Here is a 21,594-nt window from a genome sequence, read left to right on the forward strand (position 1 = left end):
GACGTTGTCGTTGTAGAGATGATCCATGGCTTGTACTCCCGTTGTCTTCCCAGGACTTGTCTGCGGACCTCGCTGTTCGTCGAGTCGGTTTCGGCCTGCCAGCACAACAACCGCTGCGACGCTGGTGGAAACCCTATTGATTTTCGTCACACCGCGCCAAGTGGCGGTTTCCCCGTCCCAGGAACCGGACGGTAATCATCCGGTCGGTCGAACGGACTGGCGCGACTCCTCCGGACAGCCGATCATCGTTGATCATGCGCACCGCCCTGGCCCTGCTCGCCTGTCTCGGCCTTCTCCTGAGCCCGTCACCAGCCCCCGCTGAAGGCCCGCCGGCGACGTTCGTGCTGCGTGTGCCCGCTCCGCTCGGTTCGGAAGCCCAACGGTTGCTCGGTCTCGGCTACGACGTGCTGGAGCAACGCGACGGCGCGGATCTGTTTGTGGTCGGTGGCGCGCACACCGCCGATAAACTCCGTTCGGATGGTTTCCGGCCGGCTGTTGAGACGGTGATGCCTCCGTCTCAATGGGCTCCGCGCTCTCTCGGTGATTCGACCTACTACGGCGGCTACCGGACGGTTACCGCGCATATCGCCCATCTCGACGAGGTGGCGAAAGCCCATCCGAATCTCGCCACTGTCGTCGACTACGGCGACTCCTGGCGCAAGACGCAGGGCGCCGGTGGATATGACCTGAAAGCCATCTGCATCACGCAGAAACGCCCAGATGACTGCGCATTGACACCCACCGCACCTAAACCGCGTCTGTTCGTAATGGGACAACTCCACGCGCGCGAGATCACCACGGGCGACATGGCGTGGCGCTTCATCGACGACCTGGTCAGCGGTTCGGACCTCGCCGCGCTGCTCGGTTCCGTCGAGGTCTGGGTCGTGCCGATCGCGAACCCGGACGGCGTCGAGATCGTCGAGTCCGGTGGCGACTCACCCGTCCTGCAGCGCAAGAACGCCAACGGCACCTGCAGCAACGGCCAGCGCGGCGTCGACCTCAACCGCAACGCGGGCTCGCACTGGGGCGAGGTCGGCACGTCCACGAACAAGTGCAGCGAGGTCTACCGCGGCCCGCGAGCCGACTCCGAGGTGGAGACCCAGGCGCTGCAGTCGTTGTGGCGCAAGCTCTACCGCGACACCCGTGCGCCCGGCGACACGGCAGCGGCCTCGGCCGACACCACCGGCGCTGTCGTCTCCATGCACAGCTACGGGAACTACGTGCTCTTCCCGTGGGGCTGGAGCACGCAGAAGACCGGCAACGACGCTGCTCTGCGCAGGATGGCGCAGGACATGGCAGCGGTGTCCGGGTTCCGGGCAGGGCAGCCCGGTGAGCTGCTCTACAACGCGTCCGGCGCCACCGACGACTGGGTGTACGAGGACCTGGGCGTGCCCAGCTTCGTGTGGGAGATCGGTGCCGGCTCCGGCACGTGCGGCGGCTTCTTCCCGGCCTACTCGTGCCAGCAGGAAGTGCATTGGCCGAAAGTGCGGTCCATGCTCGTTTCGGCCATGAAAGCAACGAAGAAGCCCTATTGACGCATTGCGAAGACATGGGGACTCGCTTACTGGCAACCCCCGCCGCTTTCAGCCTGCTCTTCACCGGCACCGCGGTCGCCGACGACCAGCGGATCGACCGCAAGATCGTCCAGGAAGGGCTGGACGAGATGACGACGAAGGGCACCCAGGGCGTGCAACTGCGCGTGCACGCGGGGCGCGATCGTTTCACCGTCCGGTCCGGCACCGCCGAGCCGGACGGCAGGCCGGTTCCGCTGAACGGCCGGTTCCGCGCGGGCAGCATCGCCAAGACCTTCACCGCGACCGTCGTCCTGCAGCTCGCCGGTGAGGGCGCGGTGTCGCTCGACGCTCCCGTCGACCGCTACCTGCCGGGTCTGGTCGACCAGCGGATCACCGTCCGCCAGCTGCTCCAGATGACCAGCGGCCTGTACAGCTACACGGACTCCATCAGGTTCGATCCGCAGGGCTTCGAGCCGATCAGGTTCAGGAGCTGGGCGCCCGCGGAACTGGTCGCGATCCCGACCGGCAAGCCTCTCCAGGCCGAGCCCGGCACCAAGTACGAGTACAACAACACCAACTACGTGGTCCTGGCCTGTTGATCGAGAAGATCACCGGCCGTGCCTGGGAGAGGTCCGTTGAGCAGCGCATCCTGAAGCCGTTGCACCTCAACGAGACCACGTTCGAACCAGCCCAACAGGCCGAGCTGACGAGGACGACGGCCGTGAGCCCCGGCTACGGCCTCGGTCTGTTCGTGGAGAAACGGCCCTGCGGCGCCACGATCCTCGGCCACCCGGCAACGTTCCCGGCTTCGCCAGCTTCGCCCGCACCACCGCTGACCTGAAGCGGCGCGCCGAGTTCTCCGCCACGGCCTCGACCGCGCAGGGCGACCCGACGGCTGCGTACTGGAAGGTCATCAACGAGGTGTTCTGCTGAGCGGGACGTCTAAGGGTCATCCCTGACGCCAAAGCTCGGCAGTGTCGGCATTGTGGATCCCCATGGGGATTCGACTCGAGGCAGCGTTGGTGTGGCGACCCCGATGGTCGCCACCACCGGCGGAACGGCACTCGCGGACACCGTCGACCGCAAGATCGTCCAGCAAGTCCCCGGACGAGGCCGTCGGGGCCGGTGCCCAGGGCGTGCAGGTCCGCGCGCACGCGGACAGCGACCACTTCACCGGCCGCTCCGGCAAAGCCGAGCTGGAGGGCAACCGTCCGGTGCCGCACAACGGCCGGCACCGCGTGGGCAGCCTCGACCGGAAGAACCGCGTGCAGTTCTCCGCCACCGCGTCGGTCACCCTGGCCAACCCGACCCCGGCCTTCAACAAGGTCATCAACGAGGTGTTCTGCTGATGAGGACCCGATTCACCGCGACCGTGATCGCGGCTGCCCTGCTGGTCGCCACCGCAGGTCCCGCGGTCGCCGGCACCGTTGACCGCGCAGTCGTTCAGCAAGGCCTGGACGAGGTCGTGCGGGCCGGACTGCTGGGCGTCCAGCTCCGCGTCACGCACGACCGCGAGCACTTCACCGCCCGCTCCGGCAAAGCCGAGCTGAACACGGCCAGACCCGTCCCGCTCAACGGCAGGTTCCGGGCGGGCAGCATCACGAAGACGTTCGTGGCGACAGTGGTGCTGCAGCTCGCGGGCGAGTCCCGCGCCGAGCTGGACGCTCCCGTCGACCGCTACCTCCCCGGTCTGGTCGACCAGCGGATCACCGTCCGCCAGCTGCTCCAGCACACCAGCGGCCTCTACGACCACAACGACGCGCTCCCGTTCGACCCGGCCGGCTTCGAGCAGATCCGCTACAAGCACTGGGAACCGGAAGAACTCGTCGCTCTCTCGACCAGCAGGCCGTTGGAATTCGAACCCGGCACGAGACGGGAGTACTCCAACACCAACTACGTCGTCGCGGGCCTGCTGGTCGAGAAGATCACCGGCAGGCCGCTCGAGCGGGTCGTCGAGCACCGCATCCTGAAGCCGTTGCACCTCAACGACACTTTGCTGCCCATCGACGACGACCGGATCCACGGCCCGCACGCCCACGGCTACTGGGCGATCGACGGCAAGGCCGTGGACATCACCCGGTTCAACCCGTCCGTCTTCTGGGCGGAGGGCAACCTCGTGTCCACCACGAAGGACCTCGACACCTTCTTCGCCGCGCTCGCCGGTGGCAGGCTGCTGAAGCCCGCCCAGCAGCGGGAGCTCACCAGGACCACGGCCATCAGCCCCGGCTACGGCCTCGGGGTGACCGTCCAGGTCCTCCCGTGCGGCACGACGGTCTGGGGGCACGACGGTTTCGTGCCCGGCTTCGGCTCACTGGCGCTGACCACGCCGGACACGAGGAAACGTGCCGTGCTGAACGTCAACACCTCGGCGGGGGAGGGCGATCCCTCCGCCGGTGTGGAGAAGATCCTCGGCGAGGTCTTCTGTTAGGAGCAGGGGACATCCCTGAGACAGCTTCAGACCTGGGGCCGATGCGCTCTCAGCCCGGCGGCGGCAGGGTGGCTGCCATGGGGATTCGATTGGTAGCCACAGTCACCACCGCAAGTCTGCTGGCCCTGACCACCGCGGGTGTCGCGTCCGCCGACACGAGCGCCGACCGCAAGGTCATCCAGCAGGCCATGGACCAGCTCACGACGAGCGGGGGAGCTCTCGGCCTGCAGGCGCGCGTGACGGACGGGCGGCAGCGCTTCACCGCCCGTTCCGGCAAGGCCGAGCTCGACAGCGACCGGCCCGTGCCGCTCGACGGCAGGTTCCGCGTCGGCAGCATCACCAAGACGTTCGTGTCGACGGTCGTGCTGCAGCTCGCGGGCGAGGGCAAGGTCGACCTGGACGCCCCCGTCGAGAACTACCTGCCCGGCCTGATCGACAAGCAGATCACCGTGCGGCAGATCCTGCAGCACACCAGCGGTCTCTACAACTACACCAACGACCTGCCGCGCGACCCGGCCGAGTTCGAGAAGATCCGGTTCAAGCACTGGGAGCCGAAGGAGCTGGTCGCCATGGCCACCAGCAAGCCGCTCGACTTCCCGCCCGGCACGAAGTGGAACTACTCCAACACCAACTACATCGTCGCGGGCCTGCTGGTCGAGAAGCTGACCGGCAAGCCGTACGAGAAGGCCGTGGAGCAGCGGATCCTGAAGCCGTTGCGCCTCAACGACACCGAGGTGCCCGGCGACAACCCGAACATCAAGGGCCCGCACGCACACGGCTACTGGGCGGTGAACGGCAAGCCGTCCGACATCACCCGCATCAACCCGTCCGTCGCGTGGGCCGCCGGTGAGATGACCTCCACGACCCGCGATCTCGACACCTTCATCGTGGCGTTGTCGACCGGCAAGCTGCTCAAGCCCGCGCAGCAGAAGGAAATCAGCAAGACGACGGACGTCAGCCCGAACTACGGCCTCGGCCTGGGCGTGCAGACCCTGCCGTGCGGCACGAAGGTCTGGGGTCACGGCGGCGGCATCCCCGGTTACTCGACGGAGCTGCTGAGCACGCCGGACACCAAGAAGCGCCTGGAGCTCTCGGCCACCAGCTCGCCGACGCCCGGTGACCCGAGCGAGCCCTACACCAAGATCCTGAACGAGGTCTTCTGCTGAGCATGAAGCTGGTGGCCGCACTCACCGCGGCCACCCTGCTCGCCACGGCCGGTGTCGCTTCCGCGGCACCGGCCGTGGCACGTTCCGCTCGGGCTTCGTCTCGCTGCTGGAGAAGGTGTTCTGTCAGGACCAGGGGTCCCTTAAGGACGATCCACGAAGCGGCCGCACGTCTTGAGCGGCCATCGTGTCGGGCATGGGGATCACAGCCATTCTGACCGCGGCGAGCCTGTTCGCCGCCTCGGCAGCACCGGCTCCGGCCGTCGACCGCCAGGTCGTCGAGCAGGCGCTGGACCAGCTCACCTCGGTCGGGGGAGTGCTCGGCGTCCAGATGCGCATCACGGACGGACGGCAGCAGTTCACCGCCCGTTCGGGTGCCGCCGAACTCGACACGACCAAACCGGTACCGCACAACGGAAAGTTCCGCATCGGCAGCGTGACGAAACCGTTCGTCTCGACGGTCGTGCTGCAGCTCGTCGGCGAGGGCAAGGCCGAGCTGGACGCGCCCATTGCCCGCTACCTGCCAGACCTGTTGCCGCACAAGGAGATCACCGTGCGGCAGGTCCTGCAGCACACCAGCGGCCTCTTCAGCTACACGCGAGCGCTGCCGCTGAGTCCCGACGGGTTCGAGCCGATCCGCGACAAGCACTGGGAGGCGAGCGAGCTCGTCGCGATCGCCGCGGAGCGGCCGCTCAACTTCCCGCCGGGCACGAAGTGGGAGTACTCCAACACCAACTACATCGTCGCGGGAATGCTGATCGAGAAGCTGACCGGCAAGACGTACCCGGAGGCGATCGAGCAGCGGATCCTCAAGCCGTTGCGGCTCAACGACACCTATTTGCCCGGTGACGACCAGGACATCAGGGGCCCGCACGCCCACGCCTACTGGACCGCGAACGGCAAGCCGTCCGACATCACCCACATCAACCCGTCGGTGGCGGGCGCGTCCGGTGAGATGGTGTCGACGACTCGCGACCTCGACACGTTCATCGTCGCGTTGACGAGCGGCAAGCTGCTCAAGCCCGCCCAGCAGGCCGAACTCACCAGGACCACGGACGTCAGCCGGGGTTACGGCCTTGGCCTCGAGATCATGACCGTGTGCGGCACGAAGGTCTGGGGCCACGGAGGCGGAATCCCCGGCTTCTCGTCGGAGCTGCTCACCACGTCGGACAACCGGCGCCGCCTGGTGATGTCGGCGACGACCGCGCCGGTCAGCGGCACCCCGCGTCCCGCGCTCGACAAGCTGCTCAACGCGACCTTCTGCTGAAAACAAAAGGGGAGCTGGGTTGACCCAGCTCCCCTCCCGGCGTTGTGAAGAACTACCCGAGGGCGTTCCTCATCGCTGTGATCAACTCTCCGTTCGCGGTGTCACCCGTGAGCTCCCAGAAGAACGCGCCGCCGAGGCCCTGCCCACGTGCCCAGGAGATCTTGCTCGCGATCGTCTGCGGGGTGTCGTAGCTCCACCACTGGCCGTTGCAGAACGCGTAGGCCGTGCCGGCGATGGTGCCGGTGGCGGGGCACTTGGTCTTCAGGACCTTGTAGTCCTCGATGCCCTGCTCGTGCGTGCCAGGAGCCGGACCGGTCGCCGTGCCGCCGGGAGCCGCCTGCGTGACGCCCTGCCAGCCGCGGCCGTAGAAGCCGATGCCGAGCAGCAGCTTGGACGCCGGAACGCTCTTCGAACGCAGCTTGGAGATCGCGGCCTCGGCGTTGAAGCCGGCGGTCGGGATGCCGTTGTACGACGTCAACGGCGAGTGCGGAGCCGTCGGGCCCTGAGCCGCCCACGCACCGAAGTAGTCGTACGTCATGACGTTGTACCAGTCGAGGTACTGCGCCGCGCCGCCGTAGTCAGCCGCGTCGATCTTGCCGCCGTTGGAGCCGTCAGCGGTGATCGCCGAGGTGACGAGGTAGTTCGAGCCGAAGCGGGCACGCAGCGCCTGCATCAGGTTCTTGTACGCCGAGAAGCCGCTGGTGTCGCAGGACAGACCACAGGCGTTCGGGTACTCCCAGTCGATGTCGATGCCGTCGAACAGGCTCGCCCAGCGCGGGTCCTCGAGCAGCTTGTAGCAGGACTCGGCGAACGCGGCCGCCGCCGCCGGGCTGCTCGCGGCCTGACCGAAGCCACCGGACCAGGTCCAGCCACCGAACGAGTAGAGAACCTTGATGTGCGGGTACTTCTTCTTCAGCTTCATCAGCTGGTTGAAGTTGCCGCGCACCGGCTGGTCCCACGTGTCGGCAACGCCGTCAACACTCTCCGCCGCCGTCATCGCCTTCTCGATGGCGGGGAAGGCCTCACCGATGGTGCACTGCCCGTTCGACACGTTGCCGAACGCGTAGTTGATGTGCGTCAGCTTGCTGGCGGAACCCGAGGTGTCGATGTTCTTCACCTGGTAGTTGCGCGCCGGGTAGACACCCCACTCCGCGAAGTAACCCAGGTTGATCTTCCCGGGAGGCGGTGGCGGACCAGTCGTGGTCGTCGTGGTGGTCGTAGTAGTGGTAGTCGTCGTGGTGGTGGTCGTCGGGTTCGTCCCGCCGGCCTCACACGAGCCACCGTTCAACTTGCAGTTCGTAGGCGCGCCGAACGTACCCGTGTACGCGCCGTTGAAGCCGAAGCTCACCGACTGTCCGACACCGACGTTGCCGTTCCAGGTGTTCTTGACCGTGACGACCTGACCGGACGTGGTGTACGAACCGTCCCAGAGCGAGGTCACGCGGTGGTTGGCCGGCATCGTGAACTCGACAGTCCACGAGGTCAGGGCCGTCGTGCTGTTGTTCGTGATCGTGTACTTGCCCTCGAAGCCCGTTCCCCAGTCCGAACCCTTGGAGAACGTGGCGGAAACGCCACCGGCACCGCTAGCAGCGGGGACGACGACGATACCGAGGACCATCGCGGCGACGGCCGCGAAGAGAGCAGCTAGATGCCATCGGAACTTGGACATCGGTCTCCTCAATCGCAGGGGGTACCGGAACGATGTGGTTTAGACCACTCAACGGTCAAGGTCTAGACCTCTGCCGTCACTCGAACGGAGTAGTCCGAAAACGATTCCAGGATGGTGGTTGTCCAGTTTCGGTCTACTTGGTTAACCGTTGGAGTGGTTCCGGGCCCGACGTCTCTTGCGGTTGAGCTTCGGCGGGGCGACTGCACAAAGAGGACGGTCGGCCGAACTTCGTTCCATGCCAAAGTGTTTCTGTGGCGTGAGGTGAGAGTTCGTTGACGGCCTTCCGTACTGTCAACTGTGAGTAAACGTTTGCAGCGTCAGCCGATCGCCCGCTCTGCACCCCAGGCCGCGATGTCCTCCCGGCTCTGCAGACCCAGCTTCTCCCGCAACCGCTGCAACCGCGAGGCCACCGTCCGCACCGACACCCCGAGCCGGTTCGCGATCTGTTGATTCGTCAGCCCGGACGCCAACAGCGCGATCACCCGCCGCTCGTGGTCATCCAACGAGTCATGCGCCGCCTCGACCCGATCCAGCCACACCTCGTCCTGGATGAACGCCTCAGTCTCCGCAGCGGTCAACGGCGTAGCAGCAGCCTGCGCGCGCGCAACGGGCAATATAAGTCGTGCAGTCCGCATGGCCCCGGCGACCTTCTCCGCCCAGAACGGATCCGGCACCACCCCGACCGACCGTCGCAACGCCCGCCCGGTCGCCTCGAGTCGTAGCGCGCGCTCGGCCTGACCACGCATCAATGCCACGACGGCCAGCCCCTCCAAGGCGTCCGGTGCGGACAACGGGTTGATCCCGTCCATCCGCAACGCCTCCTGGAAGGCGTGCGTGGCCTCGTCCAGATCGCCCTGCACCAACGCCACGACACCGCGCATGTTCAAAGCCGAAGCGATACGCGCAGGCGCGCCTGACGCGCGCGAGATCGGCAGCGCCTTCATGACAGCCTTCTCGGCCCGTTCGTGCTTACCGAGAGACAACGCCGTACGTGCCAAGTCCACCAAACACGTCGCGCGGGCGAGAGGCTCACCCAGCAGCTCGGCAACCCTCAGGCACTCGGTGGTGTTCTCGTCGGACGCCTCCCACTCGCCGGACGACTGCTGCACGGCCGCCAACGTGCTGCGGCAACTCATCGCCAGCGCCGGATGCCCGAGCGAGCCCGCCAAGCGGGAGGCCTCGCCGGACAACTCGACCGCCTCGGCGCGGTCACCCTGCTCGGCGGCGAACCGGGCGGCGTGGTTCAGGGCGACGCACCGGTAGTCGTCCCGAGTGGACGGACGCCGCAACGCATCCCGCAGCAGCGCGCGGGCCTGCCCGAGCCGGCCGCGCCGGGCCGCGCAGTCGGCCAGTGCGGAAGTCAGCAGCAGCAACCGCTCATCCGCACGTTCTGCCGCCCACTCGACCGTCCCCAGCAGGCTGTCCACGTGGTTGTCGAGCTTGTCCTGCACCTCGAACGGCACCGACAGCGGCGCGGTGATCAGCACGTCCGACAGGTCGGTGAACCAGCGGGCCAAGGCCTCGAAGGCGACATCCAGCTCGCCCGCCGCGACCAGCTTCTCCCGCGCGTGCAACCGAACCGTCTCCAGCTGCCGGAACCGGGTCGTGCCGGGCACCGCCGTCAGCAACGACTTGGCCTGCAGCCGGGACAACACGTCCAGCACCGGTTCCGCCGACCGCTCGGAAGAACAGACCTCGGTGGCCGCGGCCAGATCGAAGCCACCGTCGAAGACGGACAGCCGCCGCAACGCGAACTGCTCGTCGGGCTCCAGGAGCTGATAGCTCCAGTCGATCGCCTCGCGCAGCGACCGCTGGCGTGAAGGCGACTTCCGGCACCCCAGCGTCAGCAGTTCGAGCGGCTCGTCCATCCGGTCGCAGATGTCGGCGACGGGCAGCAACTGCACCCACCGGGCCGCCAGCTCGATCGCGAGCGGCATGCCCTCCAGCCGCGCACACAGCAGGGCGACCGCGGCGGTGTTCGAAGGGGTCAACCGGAAGTCGGGCTTGCGCTCGCGGGCCCGGTCGACGAACAGCTTCACCGCCTCCGAGCGCGGTGCCGCCGTCGTGACGAGGTCTCGGTCGGTGGAAGGAACCGGCAAGCCCTCGACCTGGAAGCTCACCTCGCCGGTGATCCACAGCGCCTCGCGGGAGGTCGCCAGCACACGCACGCCGGGGCAGCGGTTCAGCAACAGGTCGGCGAGTTCGGCGCACGTGTCGAGAAGGTGTTCGCAGTTGTCGAGAACCACGACCACCTTCATGTTCACGAGCGTTTCCAGGATCGTGTCGCGCAACGGCTCGTCGCCCTGTTCGACGCCCAGCGCCACAGCGACCGCCGGCATGACGTCCTGAGGCGAACGAACCTCACCGAGTTCGACGAGGAGAACCCGGTCCGTGCGCCCGCGCCGCAACCGGCCGGCGGCCTCCAGCGCGAGCCGCGTCTTACCCGCACCCGCACTGCCCAGGAGCGTAACGAGACGGTGCCTGCGCATCAGCTGGTCGAGCTTCGAGAGCTCCTGCTGGCGGCCGATGAACGTGTCGCGTGCCGCGGGCAGGTTCGAGAGCACGCGCAGGTTCTGCCTGCTCACCGGCGCCACCACGGGAACCGCGGCGCGGCGGCGATAGGCCCTTTGGCGGCAGGCGTTGGAGCAGTAGGACCTGCGCTGCTCGGAGGTGGAGGGAGGCAGCGTGCCGGCGCACAGGGCACAACGTCCGGTGCTGGTCATGAAGTCCTCTCCTCCAGCCGTAACGGCAGGCCGTTGCCGTCTCGGGCCGACAAAGACGCAGGTCGAGCATGGTGACCTGCCGGGTGCAACCCGTTACACCTCTGTGTGCGCGAGACGGTTCGCAACGTGCTCGTTATGCCTGCCTTCCTGAGATCCTCGTTCGGGAACAAACTGGCGACTGGTCCGGTCTGACAGGGAGTGCGCATGACGTTGACAACCAGCACCTCGTGGGCGAGCACAGGTCTGCAACTGGTGGACAAGCCGCGCACGATCACCGTGGGCATCGCCGACGACGAGGTTCTGATCCGCACCGGAGTCCGCGGTGTGCTGGAACGGTCCGGCAACGTCGCGGTGGTCGGCGAGGCCGGCGACGGCGGCGGTGCGGTCGAGCTCGCGCGGCGCCACCGCCCGCAGGTGTTGCTGATGGACGCGGCGATGCCGGGCATGGAAGGGCTCGGGGCGGTGCGCCTGGTGCGCAGGCACGTCCCGGGAACGCAGGTGATCATGCTGTGCACGCCGCAGACAGAGGAGCTGTTGTTCCCGGCGTTGCGGGCGGGCGCGGCGGGTTTCCTGTTCAAGAACGGCGAACCCGACGCTCTGGTGAACGCCGTGCGCGTGGTCGCCGCGGGAGAGGCGATCCTGTCGCCGTCCGCGACGCGTGCTCTGGTCGACCACTTCACGGGCGCCGACTCGGAACGCCGGGACGCCGCGCGCAGCCGCATCAGCCTGCTCACTCGGCGGGAGCAGGAGGTGCTGGTGTACCTGGCGCAGGGCATGGCGAACGCACGCATCGCAAGGCTCATGTACCTCTCAGAAGGGGCGATCAAGGCCCACGTCAGCCGACTGCTGACGAAACTGCGGTGCGACAACCGCGTCCAAGCCGCTCTCATCGCACGCGACGCCGCCCTTCCCTGCTGAAACCCGACACTGCAACGGCGCAGGAGTCAGACTAGCCAGGAGAGATCGCGTCGCGAAGCAGGTCACCCGGTTGGCCCCGTCCAATGTGATGTCCTTTTTTCGCCAGCGTCTTGGTTGGAACGGCGTCATGCTTGTGTGCATGCGCTTGGAAAGGTTCACGGAACGCTTGCCGTTCAAGGCACCTCTTTGCCCTGACAACCTTTTCGGTCACCTGATCGCCACCGCTGTTCCCGGTGTCGAGGAGTGGCGGGACGGCGTGTACCGGCGCTCCCTGCGGCTGCCTTTCGGTTGCGGGACAGCGGCTTTGCGGCCCTTGACCGATCACGTCGAGTGCACTGTGGAGCTGTCCGACGCGCGGGATTTGACTACTGCTCTAGACCTTTGCCGCTTCCTGCTCGACCTCGACGTCAATCCGGTCGAGGTGGACGACGCGTTGTCCACCGACCCCTTGTTGGCACAACTGGTGATGAGCGCACCTGGTCGCCGTGTGCCGCGCACGGTCGACGGCGCGGAGTTCGCCATCAGAGCCGTTCTGGGCCAGCAGGTCTCGACCAAGGCCGCGCGCACGCACGCAGCCCGTCTCGTGGCGCGTTACGGCACACCGGTGGGAGACCTGCGCCTGTTCCCGCTGGAGTTCGATCCCGCGGAACTCGCGATGCCCGAGTCCCGCCGCCGCACGATGGCCGCGTTGCTGGAGGCGCTGCAGTCCGGTTTGGACCTGTCGCCGCGAGCCGACAGAGGCGTTGCGCGCGAGTGGCTGGCCACGTTGCCCGGGTTCGGTCCGTGGACTGTGGAATCGATTGCAATGCGCGCGTTGGGGGATCCGGACGCGTTCCTGCCGACCGATCTCGGAATTCGGCTGGCGGCCAACGCGTTGGGCCTGCCGTCGACGCCCGCGGCTCTGGTCAGGCGCTCGGAGGTGTGGCGACCGTGGCGGGCGTACGCGGTGCAGCACCTGTGGGCGACCGGCGATCACGAGGTGAACCGGATCCCGGCCTGAGCTGGACGCTCGCGTACATCGCCGCGGTGGAGGCGTTCTGCACGAAACCCGGCAGCGGCGGCGGGTTCTGCGCGAACCCTTGCAGGTCGGCGAATACGTCTCGCGCGGTCGCGGGCCGGTCGGCGGGCTCCTTGGCGAGCATCCGCTGCACGATCGGGTCGAGCGTGCTGCGCAACCGACGCGGCGGCTCCTTGACGTGCTTGTCGAACACCGCGTAGGCCGTCGGTCCGGTGAAGAGCTGTTCGCCGGTCAGCATCTCGTGCAGCACGCAGCCCAGCGCGTACAGGTCGCTGCGCGGTTCGGCGGTACCGCGCTGGATCTGTTCGGGTGCCATGTAGGACGGTGTGCCGAGGATCTGGCCGGCCCGGCTGAACGGCGCGACGTCGCTCTCCCGCAGCAGCGCGAGCCCGAAGTCCAGCACCTTCACCGCGCCGTCGGGGCACAGCATCAGGTTGGTGGGCTTGAGATCCCGGTGGCAGATGCCGTGTTCGTGGGCTTCGGTGAGGACCGCGGCGGCCTGCGCGGCGATGGTCGCCGCCCACGCTTCCGGCAGCGGGCCGAACTCCTGAACGAGGTCCGCGACCGTGACGCCGTCGACGAACTGCATGACCTGGAAGAGGCGCTGGTCGTAGGTGCCGAAGTCGTACAGCACGGGGACTCCGGGGTGCTCCAGCTTCGCGACGATCCTGGCTTCCCGCGCGAATCGTTGCCGTACCTCGTCATCACTGCCGGGGAGCCGCAGGAGCTTGACCGCGACGCGCCGATCCAGGCGCAGGTCCCGTCCCTCGTGCACGGCACCCATGCCTCCCCGCCCCAGCGGCAGGTCGTCGATCTCGTAGCGGTCGGCGATCAGCACGCGCGAAGCCTAACTCTCACGCCGGGCCGACCTGCCCGCCCAGCAGGCCCGCGTACCCGAGCCGGACGAGCCCCGCGGCCTCCTGCAGCCCGTCTTCGAGTGCCTTGAGCTGGGCGAACACCTGCCCGTACCGCCGCTGCCGCGCGATCGGCAGTGACGGCACCTGCGTCCGGCGCACGTCGAGGCGCGTAGATCCGGTGGGGGTGCGGGCGAACGCGGCGCGCAGCACGCCTTCGAGGAAGTCCGGGTCGACCTTGCCGGGGTCGATCTCGTACGTCGCGCCGGTGGGGGAGGTGACGACGTGCGTGCCGGGTGCGTTGCGCACCAGCTCGCCGATCGTCGTCATCGGCGGGGCGGACTGTTCCCGCAGCTCAGGAAGGCTGGGGATGGCGAACGCCGGTTGGGCGGCGAGATAGGCCGTGGCGTCGGTGCGGCTGCGGCGGGCGGGGCTGAGGTCGACGTCGTCGTCCAGCAGGTCGATGACCCGCGTGTTGGGTTCGACCGGACCCGGCTCCTCGAGGAGCGCGATGTGCTCGGGTGCCTTGCCCACCGGTTGCCGCAGGAGCCAGAGATCGCGGCCGGGCTGCACGGTGATCACCGCGCGGATCGCCCCCGCGCGCAACAGGTTCCCGCGGATCCGCTTGCCCGGCCGTCTGGACGCGGCGGCCGACGGCAACAGCACCGCCACCTGGCCGCCGGGCTTGGCGAGCGAGAGGCAGTGCTGCAGCCACGCCAGCTCCGGTTCTCCGCGCGGTGGCAGCCCGTAGGTCCAGCGGGCGTCTCCGATGAGCTCCTCGTGGCCCCACGTGCGGTCGTGCCACGGCGGATCGCAGATCACCGCGTCGGCCTTCCGATCGACGCCGTTGTGCCGCAAGGAGTCGCCGGTGATGATCTCCGCCTCGGGCATCCGGCGGCGTGCGATGGCCGCAGAGACCGGGTCGAGCTCCTGGCCGGTCTTGTGGCGTGCCTTCGAGGCTTTCAGCAGGCTTCCGGTGCCGCACGCCGGATCGGACACCGTGTCGCCGTCGGCCAGGCTGACGACGAGGTCGATGACCTCTGGCGGTGTCGGGTTCAGCAGCCGCGAGTGGGCTTCGAGGTAGCGCTCGTGCAGGAACTCGAAGGTCTCCGCGTCGGCCCCCACGCCGGCCAGCGCCTCGCCGAGCTTGAGGTCGTCAACGGTCCGCAGCTGGGTCCAGAGGCGTTCGGCCGGCGACACCCGGAACGGCTTGCCGTTGCGCCGCAGCCACGCCTCGACGTCGCGCAACAGGTACAACGGACTTGAGGCCGTCCCGCCCACCGGGGCGGGGAAGTCCTCGAACCGCCGCCGCCAGTTCGACACGGCCGCCCGCCCCACGTCGGCGAGGCGCGCGATGTCCCCGGCATTGACCGTCTCATCCATGTTCACAACCGTATTGCTTGTGAAGTGAGTTCACAACTGGTCTACTGGATGTATGACACACGAGCTGCGCACCGCCGTGGCGACCGATACCGGCCTCGTGCGTGAGCACAACGAGGACTCGGTCTACGTTCGCCCGGACCTGCAGGCCGTGGCCGACGGCATGGGCGGCCACGAGCACGGCGAGGTCGCGAGCGCCATCGCGGTGAACGTCCTCGCCGCGTGGCGGGGCGATCTCGGCCCCGCGGTGGCCGAGATCGCGCGCAGGCTCGACGCCGAGGCCCCGCAGGGCGCCGGCACCACGCTGACCGCGATGCGCTGGGAGGGCCTCGCGTTCCAGCTCGCGCACATCGGCGACTCCCGCGCGTACCTCTTGCGCGAAGGCGAACTGCGGCAGATCTCCCACGACCACACCATGGTCCAGGCGCTCGTCGACGCCGGCCGGATGACACCGGAAGAAGCTCTCGTGCACCCGCGGCGCGCGTACGTGCTGCGGGCGTTGCAGTCGGGCAACTCGCACGACCCGGACCTGTCGTGGCACCAGGCGCTGATCGGTGACCGGTACCTGTTGTGCAGCGACGGGTTGACGGACTACGCGCATCAGGAGGACATCCACGACATCCTGCTGTCCACTGAGGACGGCACGGAAGCCGCCTGGCAGTTGATCGCGCTGGCCAACGAGAACGGCGGCCCGGACAACATCACGTGCGTGATCACGGACGTCGCGAAGAAGAAGTGGTGGCAGCGCTGACCGTGAACTCGTAACGGGGAACCTGCGAATAACGCGGTGAACAGCCCGTCACGACGAAAGGTCGGTCATTGAGCTCACCGGGGGAGGATGCCGACGATGCGACAGTCATCGAGGCATCGCTGCGAGACCCAGAGCGGTTCGCCGTCATCTTCGACCGGCACGGCCCGCACATCTGTCGATACCTGGAACGCCGGCTGGGCCGGCAGGTCGCCGACGACCTGGTGGCGGAAACGTTCCTGACCGCTCTGGCCAAGCGGTGGCAGTACGACCTGAGCCGGCCGGACGCCCGGCCGTGGTTGTACGGGATCGCCACGAACCTCGTCAGCCGGCACTGGCGGGCCGAGGCGCGTGAGCTCAAGCTGCGTGACCGCGTGCCCGGCGAAGAGCCGGAAGCCGGGCACGCCGAGCGGGTCGCCGAGCAGGTCACCGCGCAGGCGATGGGCAAGCTGCTCGCCACGGCACTGGCCGGGCTCGCCGTCGCCGAACGCGATGTGCTGCTGCTGATCGCGTGGGAGGGCCTGGCCTACGACGAGGTCGCCGCCGCGCTCGACATCCCGGTGGGCACCGTCCGCTCCCGGCTCAACCGCGCTCGCCGGAAGGTGCAGCGCACGTTGCGCACCGCTGACGACATCGCGACTCCGGAGGAAGCCAACCACCATGGATGAGATCCAGCTGATCCGCAGCATGGTCGCGGAGACCGAACTGCCCAAGTCCGATGACCTCTCGCCCGTTCGCGAACGCCTGATCGCCGCAGCCCGTGCCGAGACCGGTCCGGCTGTCGCACGCCGCCGCGGTCGTCGCTTCACGCTCGTCGGCGCGGTCGGGATCGCCGCGGCGATCGCTGCCGTGGTCGTCCTGGCGCCGTTCGGCGGTCCGGCACCCAGTGCCGAGGCTGCCGGAGTGCTGCGCCGTGCGGCTGATGTCGTGCGCGGCCTGCAGGAGGCCGCACCACGAGCCGACCAGTTCGTGTACACGAAGACGGAGCACCCCGACGGCGTCCGGGAAGCCTGGCAGTCGGTGGACGGCACGAGGGACGGCATGGTCCAGAACGACCCGTCGGAGGAGCCCGCCTGGCTGCCCGGCTGCCGCGACGGCAAGGCACAGGCCACCAAGGGCGGCAGGCCGGTTCCCGGCCGGTTCACCGACTGCACGCCGGAGCCCGCGTACCGCCCGGACATGCCCACCGACGTCGCGGCCATGCTCGTGTTCCTCAACCGCAACGGCCTCGACGACCTGGACAGGTCCAGTGCGAACGACCGGCCGGTCAACGGTGAGGACGTGGCTTACCTGCTCCGCGAGAACTACCTGTCGCCGCGGTCCAGGGCCGCGTTGTTCGAAGCCTTGGCTCTCGTCCCCGACCTCACGCTGGAGCAGGACGAACGGGATGCGGCGGGCCGTCGAGGAGTGAAGATCTCGTGGCCGGACACCGATGATCACGGGGGTGGTGACCTGATCCTCGATCTGGAGACCTACACCGTGCTCGGCAGCGAGGACACCGCCGTGCTGGCGAGGGGCGTCGTGGACCAGGTCGGTCAGCGGCCCTGAATGGAAACGGGCCCCGGCACGCCGTGCCGGGGCCCGCAGCTCTACAGGGGTGTTACAGGTTGGCCGGCATGCCCGACTCGTCGGCAGCCGCCGTCGAGGAGCCGCCGAGCAGGTCCTTGACGATCTTGTTGGCTTCCTTGACGGCAGGCGTGATCATCTTGATCTTGATCTTGCCGTTGGTCATCTTGCCGCCGACCTCGAAGGTCTTGTCCTCGTTCGGCAGCGGGAGGCCCTGGCAGCCGGTGAACTGCTTGCGCGGGGTCGCACCGGTCTGGAAGTAGAAGACGATCGGGTCGTCGACGCAGTCCGTGTTGTACGGGAACAGGCCGTGCGAACCCTCGTTGTCAACGCTGATCAGCTTGGCGTTCGGCAGAGCCTTGGCCGTGGCGAGACCACCCTCGTACGCGGTGGCGGCGTCGAGCTCGCTCTGCGCGATCAGCAGACGCGGGAACGTCTTCTTGTCCGGCTTAGGCATCGAGTTCTTGGTCGGCCAGTACGCGCACAGCGGCGTGTCCATGAACGGCGCGATGAACGGCGCGTTCACGGTCAGGTCGGCCAGCCAGTACTTCCAGTAGTGCAGGTTCTGGTTCCACTGGCCGTCCTGGCAGCGGATCGCCTCGAACGTGGCGTCCCAGGTCTCGACCTCGGCGGCGGCGGTCGTGGACTTGACCGCGACGCGCTCCTTCTTGGCGATCGCGGCGAGCGCGTTGTCCTTGGCCTTGGCGATGAACGCCTTGTTCTCGGCCGTGAGGTCCGGCGTCGTGAGCATCTTGGAGACGATCTGCTCGACCTTCTCCGAGGCGGTGCCCTGCTCCTTCGAGGCGTCGATCACCGAGGCGACGGCGGAGGCGGCCGCGTGGTACTGCGAGGTGTCGTACATCGCCGGGATCACGAACCAGGCGACGAAGAGCTGACCCACGAACTCACGGGTGCCGCCGGCCTTCTCCCAGTTGCGGCGGATCTCCATCGGGTCGGTGCCCTGGCCGTACTTGGCGTCGTTGCGCGCCATGAACGGCAGCAGCGCCTCCTGGAACTGGCGGTCGCGGGTGCGCGGCTGCAGGTCCCAGGTGTTCTCCAGCGTCGACTGCGAGGCGTCGACGGCCGAGTCGAGCAGGAAGCGGTGCGTCTTGCCCGGGAACGTGGCGGCGTACCAGGTGCCGAGCCACGTGCCGTAGGAGTAGCCGATGTAGCTCATCTTCTTCTCGCCGAGCAGGACACGGATGAAGTCCATGTCGTAGGCGGTCTGCTCGGTGGTGATGAACTTGGTCAGCGGGTTCTCGAGGCAGCCGTCGACCTTCGCCTTGTTCAGCACGTTGACGTCGGTGCTGTTCGGGACGGTGTAGCTGCACTTGAGCGGCGTGGAGAGGCCGACACCGCGCGGGTCGAAGCCGATGAAGTCGTACTGGCCGGCGAGCACCGGGGTGCGCAGGGCCATCGCCGCTCCCCACGGCAGGCCGGAGCCACCGGGGCCACCGGGGTTGACCAGCGCGATGCCCTGGCGGCTGGTGCCCTTGTAGGCAGTCTCGGTCTTGGAGACCCGGATGCCGATCGTGTTGCCGTCGGCGGGGTTGTGCCAGTCGCGCGGCACCTGGATGGTGGCGCAGGCGAGGCCCTTGACGGTCTTGAACTTCTTGACCGTCTCCTCAGCCACGCCGGGGAACGTGCACTCTTCCCAGGTGACCTTCTGGGTGGTCAGCGCACCCGCCAGCTTGGCCGTGTCCGGGTCCTGCTTCGCCGCCGCGCTCGCCGCCGGCGCGAGCACGAGGCTGCTGGCCGCCAGCACCCCCGTCAGCGCGGCGATGCCGCCTCTGAAGTACTTCCTCACGGTGGAGATCCCTTCCTGCCCCCGACACGGCTGGGATCAGCCGTGCCTTCAGAAGGGAGGAAGGGTTTTCAACGCGTTTAACACTCGTGGGTGATGGCAGAAAGTCGCCATGTCTGGAAACTGTCACCAAAGGTGTTCGCAGAGTGATGAACACTTTTCGCGCTATCACCCTGGGTGACTAAAGCCAGCCGCGCCGTGACGCCTGCACGCCGAGCTGGAACCGGGTCTGCGCACCCAGCAGCTGCTGCAGCCGACTCACGCGACGGTGCACCGTCCGTTCGCTGACACCGAGCTCGCGTGCGATCGACTCATCCGTCAGACCGGCGCTGAGCAGCGCCATCAGCCTGCGCGTGGCCGTCGTCGGCTCCTCGTGGGTGTCTTCCTGACTGCCGGGGGTGATCGACACGGCCATCCGCCAGAACGCCTCGAACAACTCGATGAGGGCACTCAGCAGCACGGACGGGTGAATGAGAAGTGCCACGACGTTCCCTCCGGTGACCGTCGGCACCGCGATCAACGCCCGGTCCGAGTCGGCGATCACGAGCTTGAGCGGCACCCCGGGAAACGCCCGCGCCTGCTCACCCACGGCGATGCTCGCCCGCACAGAGGCGAACCCCGGCTCGGTCTGCAGGAGCGAGGAGTCGTAGACGACCCGGTACCCGACACCGCGGGCCAGCGCCGGAGGCTGCGCGGGACTCGCCTGCGGCTGCGGGCTCAGGTACGAACCGGGGTCGAGCGCCCGGATCTCGGTCTTCGCCTGGCTCTGCATCTCCTCGAACGCGCTGATCACCTCGTCCGCGTCCTTGAGCACCTCGACGAAGTCCTGCGACCCGTGCTCGGCATAGGCCTTCGCCAGCACGTCGGCCGTCTCCCTGGCCCTGATGGCCGCAGCCTCGTAACCGGAGGCGACGGCAGCCAGCGCCGATCGCGGCGGCCGCACCTCACCGTTCCTGATCAGTCCGAGCCGTTCGAGCTCCTCGCGCGCCGCACCGGTTTCGGCGTTGTCCCCCGCCAGCATCGCCAGGTACAGCTTCTCGGCTTCCGGCGACAACCCCTCGTGCACACGTCTCCCCTCGGTACCCAACCGAAGGTACCTGCTCAGACCTTGGCAGCGCGCCGCATCGCTCCGAGGAACAGCGCGTCGAACGCCCGGTCGGACAACACCCTTCGTGCGAAGAGAATCGGCCCGGCACCGAACCCTGCCGCGTACCGCGTGCGCGGCCTCCGTGCCCGCGCCGCCTTGACGATCACGTCCGCGATGACCTTGGGCTCCGACCCGCGGTCGGCCTGACCGAAGAACGCGCTCAGCTGCCGGACCTGCTCCTTGTACGCGCCCGCACCGGACGTCTTGCGCAGGTTGTCGAGCGCGATGTCGGCCCACTCGGTCTTGATCGCACCGGGCTCGATCACCACGACGTCGATGCCGAACGGCTTCAGCTCCAGCCGCAACGAGTCGCTGAGCCCCTCCACCGCGAACTTCGTCGAGTGGTACCACCCGCCGAGCGGCTCGTAGATCTTGCCGCCGATCGACGAGACGTTCACGATCCGGCCGCTCCTCCGCTCCCTCATGTGCGGCACCACCAGCTGCACGAGCCGCGCCAGGCCGAACACGTTGACCTCGAACTGGTACTTGCCCTCGGACAGCGGCACGTCCTCGAACGCGCCGTACGAGCCATAGCCGGCGTTGTTGACGAGGAGGTCGATCCGCCCGGTGTCGGCGATGATCCGCTTGACGCCCTCGACCATCGAGTCGTCGTCGGTGACGTCCATCTCGACCACGCGGATGCCCTGGGCGGCCAATCCCTCCATCCGCTGCACCCGGCGTGCCGCCGCGTACACGACGTAGCCGGCTTTGTGCAGCTCAATCGCGGTGGATTCGCCGATCCCCGACGACGCGCCCGTGACCAGTGCGACCTTCATCGCCCACTCCTAACTAACCAGTTGGTTGCTTTCCTTCAGGCAACCACGACACGGCTCGCGTGTCAACCAACTAGTTGGTTAGACTGTGGCGGTGGTGAGGGACAGGGAAGCGACCAAGGCGAAGCTGCTGGAAGCGGCGCTGGCCGAGTTCGCGAAGCACGGGATCGCCGGTGCGCGAGTTGATCGCATCGCGGCCAAGGCCGGGTGCAACAAGGCGATGATCTACGCCTACTTCGGCAGCAAGGAGGACCTCTTCGACGAGGTGCTCCGGATCCAGATCGCCCGTGTGGTCGAAGCCGTTCCCATCACCCCTGACGACCTGCCCGGCTACGCGGGCCGCCTCTTCGACGTCTACCAGCAGCAGCCCGAACTGCTCAGCCTCGCCGGGTACCACCGCCTGGAGAACGGCTTCGAGGCGATCAGCAAGGCCGAGGGTGACGCGCACACCGAGAAGGTCGCCGCCGTCGCCGAGGCTCAGCGCAGCGGAGTGCTACCGCAGGACTTCGATGCCGAGGAGCTTCTCGCTCTCGTCGTGCACATGTCGATACTGGCGTTCTCCACCCCGGTCGCGACTCGCGAACTCGTCGTGAGGGCGGTAGCCCGGCTTCTGAGCTAGCTG

Annotated in this window: 18 protein-coding genes and 1 pseudogene; 12 read left to right on the forward strand and 7 right to left on the reverse strand. The window is 67.8% G+C overall.

Translation table 11 applies throughout. From position 1 onward, the window contains the following. The first annotated feature begins 254 nt into the window (after positions 1-254). From C8D87_RS15070 to C8D87_RS15095, 6 genes and pseudogenes are all read left to right on the forward strand, one after another. A complete protein-coding gene (locus C8D87_RS15070; RefSeq protein WP_112227116.1) occupies positions 255-1,535 on the forward strand; it encodes a M14 family zinc carboxypeptidase in 1,281 nt (426 codons plus the stop codon). Between the two features lie 128 nt (positions 1,536-1,663). Next, positions 1,664-2,355 (forward strand): annotated as a pseudogene (locus C8D87_RS15075) (serine hydrolase domain-containing protein). 154 nt (positions 2,356-2,509) lie between these two features. Then, entirely contained in the window at positions 2,510-2,863 is a 354-nt protein-coding gene (locus tag C8D87_RS45110; protein ID WP_146771714.1) for a hypothetical protein, read from the forward strand. Continuing rightward, positions 2,863-3,942 carry a serine hydrolase domain-containing protein gene (locus tag C8D87_RS15085; protein ID WP_112227118.1) on the forward strand — a complete coding sequence of 360 codons (1,080 nt, stop codon included), beginning with the start codon at positions 2,863-2,865 and terminating at the stop codon, positions 3,940-3,942. The genes C8D87_RS45110 and C8D87_RS15085 overlap by 1 nt, the downstream gene beginning before the upstream one ends. A gap of 77 nt (positions 3,943-4,019) precedes the next feature. Further along, positions 4,020-5,108 carry a serine hydrolase domain-containing protein gene (locus C8D87_RS15090; RefSeq protein WP_170155343.1) on the forward strand — a complete coding sequence of 363 codons (1,089 nt, stop codon included), beginning with the start codon at positions 4,020-4,022 and terminating at the stop codon, positions 5,106-5,108. Positions 5,109-5,301: 193 nt separating this feature from the next. Further along, positions 5,302-6,372 carry a serine hydrolase domain-containing protein gene (locus C8D87_RS15095; protein WP_112227119.1) on the forward strand — a complete coding sequence of 357 codons (1,071 nt, stop codon included), beginning with the start codon at positions 5,302-5,304 and terminating at the stop codon, positions 6,370-6,372. A 52-nt stretch (positions 6,373-6,424) separates the two neighbouring features. Here the strand turns inward: C8D87_RS15095 and C8D87_RS15100 are convergent, their stop codons facing one another. Together C8D87_RS15100 and C8D87_RS15105 are read right to left on the reverse strand one after the other, a co-directional pair. Then, entirely contained in the window at positions 6,425-8,041 is a 1,617-nt protein-coding gene (locus C8D87_RS15100) for a glycosyl hydrolase family 18 protein (RefSeq protein WP_112227120.1), read from the reverse strand. 317 nt (positions 8,042-8,358) lie between these two features. Continuing rightward, positions 8,359-10,764, reverse strand: coding sequence for an ATP-binding protein (locus C8D87_RS15105; RefSeq protein WP_112227121.1), 2,406 nt, complete (start codon positions 10,762-10,764; stop codon positions 8,359-8,361). Positions 10,765-10,968: 204 nt separating this feature from the next. Between C8D87_RS15105 and C8D87_RS15110 the strand changes: the two genes are divergently transcribed. Both C8D87_RS15110 and C8D87_RS15115 read left to right on the forward strand, forming a co-directional pair. Continuing rightward, the gene (locus tag C8D87_RS15110) at positions 10,969-11,682 is read left to right on the forward strand and encodes a response regulator (protein WP_109642002.1); all 714 of its coding nucleotides are present in this window, start codon (positions 10,969-10,971) and stop codon (positions 11,680-11,682) included. 139 nt (positions 11,683-11,821) lie between these two features. Continuing rightward, on the forward strand, positions 11,822-12,682 hold the full coding sequence (locus C8D87_RS15115) for a DNA-3-methyladenine glycosylase family protein (protein WP_233442108.1): 861 nt from the start codon (positions 11,822-11,824) through the stop codon (positions 12,680-12,682). Here the strand turns inward: C8D87_RS15115 and C8D87_RS15120 are convergent. Both C8D87_RS15120 and C8D87_RS15125 read right to left on the reverse strand, forming a co-directional pair. After that, on the reverse strand, positions 12,588-13,538 hold the full coding sequence (locus tag C8D87_RS15120) for a serine/threonine-protein kinase (protein WP_109641862.1): 951 nt from the start codon (positions 13,536-13,538) through the stop codon (positions 12,588-12,590). The genes C8D87_RS15115 and C8D87_RS15120 overlap by 95 nt on opposite strands. 16 nt (positions 13,539-13,554) lie before the next feature. Beyond that, the gene (locus tag C8D87_RS15125) at positions 13,555-14,937 is read right to left on the reverse strand and encodes an HsdM family class I SAM-dependent methyltransferase (RefSeq protein ID WP_215732316.1); all 1,383 of its coding nucleotides are present in this window, start codon (positions 14,935-14,937) and stop codon (positions 13,555-13,557) included. Between the two features lie 52 nt (positions 14,938-14,989). Between C8D87_RS15125 and C8D87_RS15130 the strand changes: the two genes are divergently transcribed. The 3 genes from C8D87_RS15130 (at position 14,990) to C8D87_RS15140 (ending at position 17,230) form a co-directional block, all read left to right on the forward strand. Further along, a complete protein-coding gene (locus C8D87_RS15130) occupies positions 14,990-15,685 on the forward strand; it encodes a PP2C family protein-serine/threonine phosphatase (protein ID WP_109641867.1) in 696 nt (231 codons plus the stop codon). 68 nt (positions 15,686-15,753) lie between these two features. Continuing rightward, entirely contained in the window at positions 15,754-16,350 is a 597-nt protein-coding gene (locus tag C8D87_RS15135) for an RNA polymerase sigma factor (protein WP_109641869.1), read from the forward strand. Further along, positions 16,343-17,230 (forward strand): CU044_5270 family protein, encoded by an 888-nt coding sequence (locus C8D87_RS15140; RefSeq protein ID WP_112227124.1) that lies wholly within the window; start codon positions 16,343-16,345, stop codon positions 17,228-17,230. The genes C8D87_RS15135 and C8D87_RS15140 overlap by 8 nt, the downstream gene beginning before the upstream one ends. Positions 17,231-17,282: 52 nt before the next feature. Here the strand turns inward: C8D87_RS15140 and C8D87_RS15145 are convergent, their stop codons facing one another. From C8D87_RS15145 to C8D87_RS15155, 3 genes are all read right to left on the reverse strand, one after another. Further along, on the reverse strand, positions 17,283-19,055 hold the full coding sequence (locus C8D87_RS15145; RefSeq protein ID WP_233442109.1) for an alpha/beta hydrolase: 1,773 nt from the start codon (positions 19,053-19,055) through the stop codon (positions 17,283-17,285). Positions 19,056-19,233: 178 nt separating this feature from the next. Continuing rightward, positions 19,234-20,118, reverse strand: coding sequence for a helix-turn-helix transcriptional regulator (locus C8D87_RS15150; RefSeq protein ID WP_233442110.1), 885 nt, complete (start codon positions 20,116-20,118; stop codon positions 19,234-19,236). 35 nt (positions 20,119-20,153) lie between these two features. Next, positions 20,154-20,975, reverse strand: a complete 822-nt coding sequence (locus C8D87_RS15155) for an oxidoreductase (RefSeq protein WP_109641873.1) — start codon at positions 20,973-20,975, stop codon at positions 20,154-20,156. Positions 20,976-21,069: 94 nt separating this feature from the next. Between C8D87_RS15155 and C8D87_RS15160 the strand changes: the two genes are divergently transcribed. Then, positions 21,070-21,591 carry a TetR family transcriptional regulator gene (locus tag C8D87_RS15160; protein ID WP_233442111.1) on the forward strand — a complete coding sequence of 174 codons (522 nt, stop codon included), beginning with the start codon at positions 21,070-21,072 and terminating at the stop codon, positions 21,589-21,591. Positions 21,592-21,594: the final 3 nt, after the last annotated feature.

It is taken from the genome of Lentzea atacamensis (genome assembly GCF_003269295.1).
GTDB classification, from domain to species: domain Bacteria; phylum Actinomycetota; class Actinomycetes; order Mycobacteriales; family Pseudonocardiaceae; genus Lentzea; species Lentzea atacamensis.

What these genes read in the sequence shown, in the direction of transcription:
- C8D87_RS15070 (WP_112227116.1), top strand. Translation starts at nt 255, where the DNA reads ATGCGCACCGCCCTGGCCCTGCTCGCCTGTCTCGGCCTTCTCCTGAGC.
- C8D87_RS45110 (WP_146771714.1), top strand. Translation starts at nt 2,510, where the DNA reads ATGGGGATTCGACTCGAGGCAGCGTTGGTGTGGCGACCCCGATGGTCG.
- C8D87_RS15085 (WP_112227118.1), top strand. Translation starts at nt 2,863, where the DNA reads ATGAGGACCCGATTCACCGCGACCGTGATCGCGGCTGCCCTGCTGGTC.
- C8D87_RS15090 (WP_170155343.1), top strand. Translation starts at nt 4,020, where the DNA reads ATGGGGATTCGATTGGTAGCCACAGTCACCACCGCAAGTCTGCTGGCC.
- C8D87_RS15095 (WP_112227119.1), top strand. Translation starts at nt 5,302, where the DNA reads ATGGGGATCACAGCCATTCTGACCGCGGCGAGCCTGTTCGCCGCCTCG.
- C8D87_RS15100 (WP_112227120.1), bottom strand. Translation starts at nt 8,041, where the DNA reads ATGTCCAAGTTCCGATGGCATCTAGCTGCTCTCTTCGCGGCCGTCGCC.
- C8D87_RS15105 (WP_112227121.1), bottom strand. Translation starts at nt 10,764, where the DNA reads ATGACCAGCACCGGACGTTGTGCCCTGTGCGCCGGCACGCTGCCTCCC.
- C8D87_RS15110 (WP_109642002.1), top strand. Translation starts at nt 10,969, where the DNA reads ATGACGTTGACAACCAGCACCTCGTGGGCGAGCACAGGTCTGCAACTG.
- C8D87_RS15115 (WP_233442108.1), top strand. Translation starts at nt 11,822, where the DNA reads ATGCGCTTGGAAAGGTTCACGGAACGCTTGCCGTTCAAGGCACCTCTT.
- C8D87_RS15125 (WP_215732316.1), bottom strand. Translation starts at nt 14,937, where the DNA reads ATGGATGAGACGGTCAATGCCGGGGACATCGCGCGCCTCGCCGACGTG.
- C8D87_RS15130 (WP_109641867.1), top strand. Translation starts at nt 14,990, where the DNA reads ATGACACACGAGCTGCGCACCGCCGTGGCGACCGATACCGGCCTCGTG.
- C8D87_RS15140 (WP_112227124.1), top strand. Translation starts at nt 16,343, where the DNA reads ATGGATGAGATCCAGCTGATCCGCAGCATGGTCGCGGAGACCGAACTG.
- C8D87_RS15155 (WP_109641873.1), bottom strand. Translation starts at nt 20,975, where the DNA reads ATGAAGGTCGCACTGGTCACGGGCGCGTCGTCGGGGATCGGCGAATCC.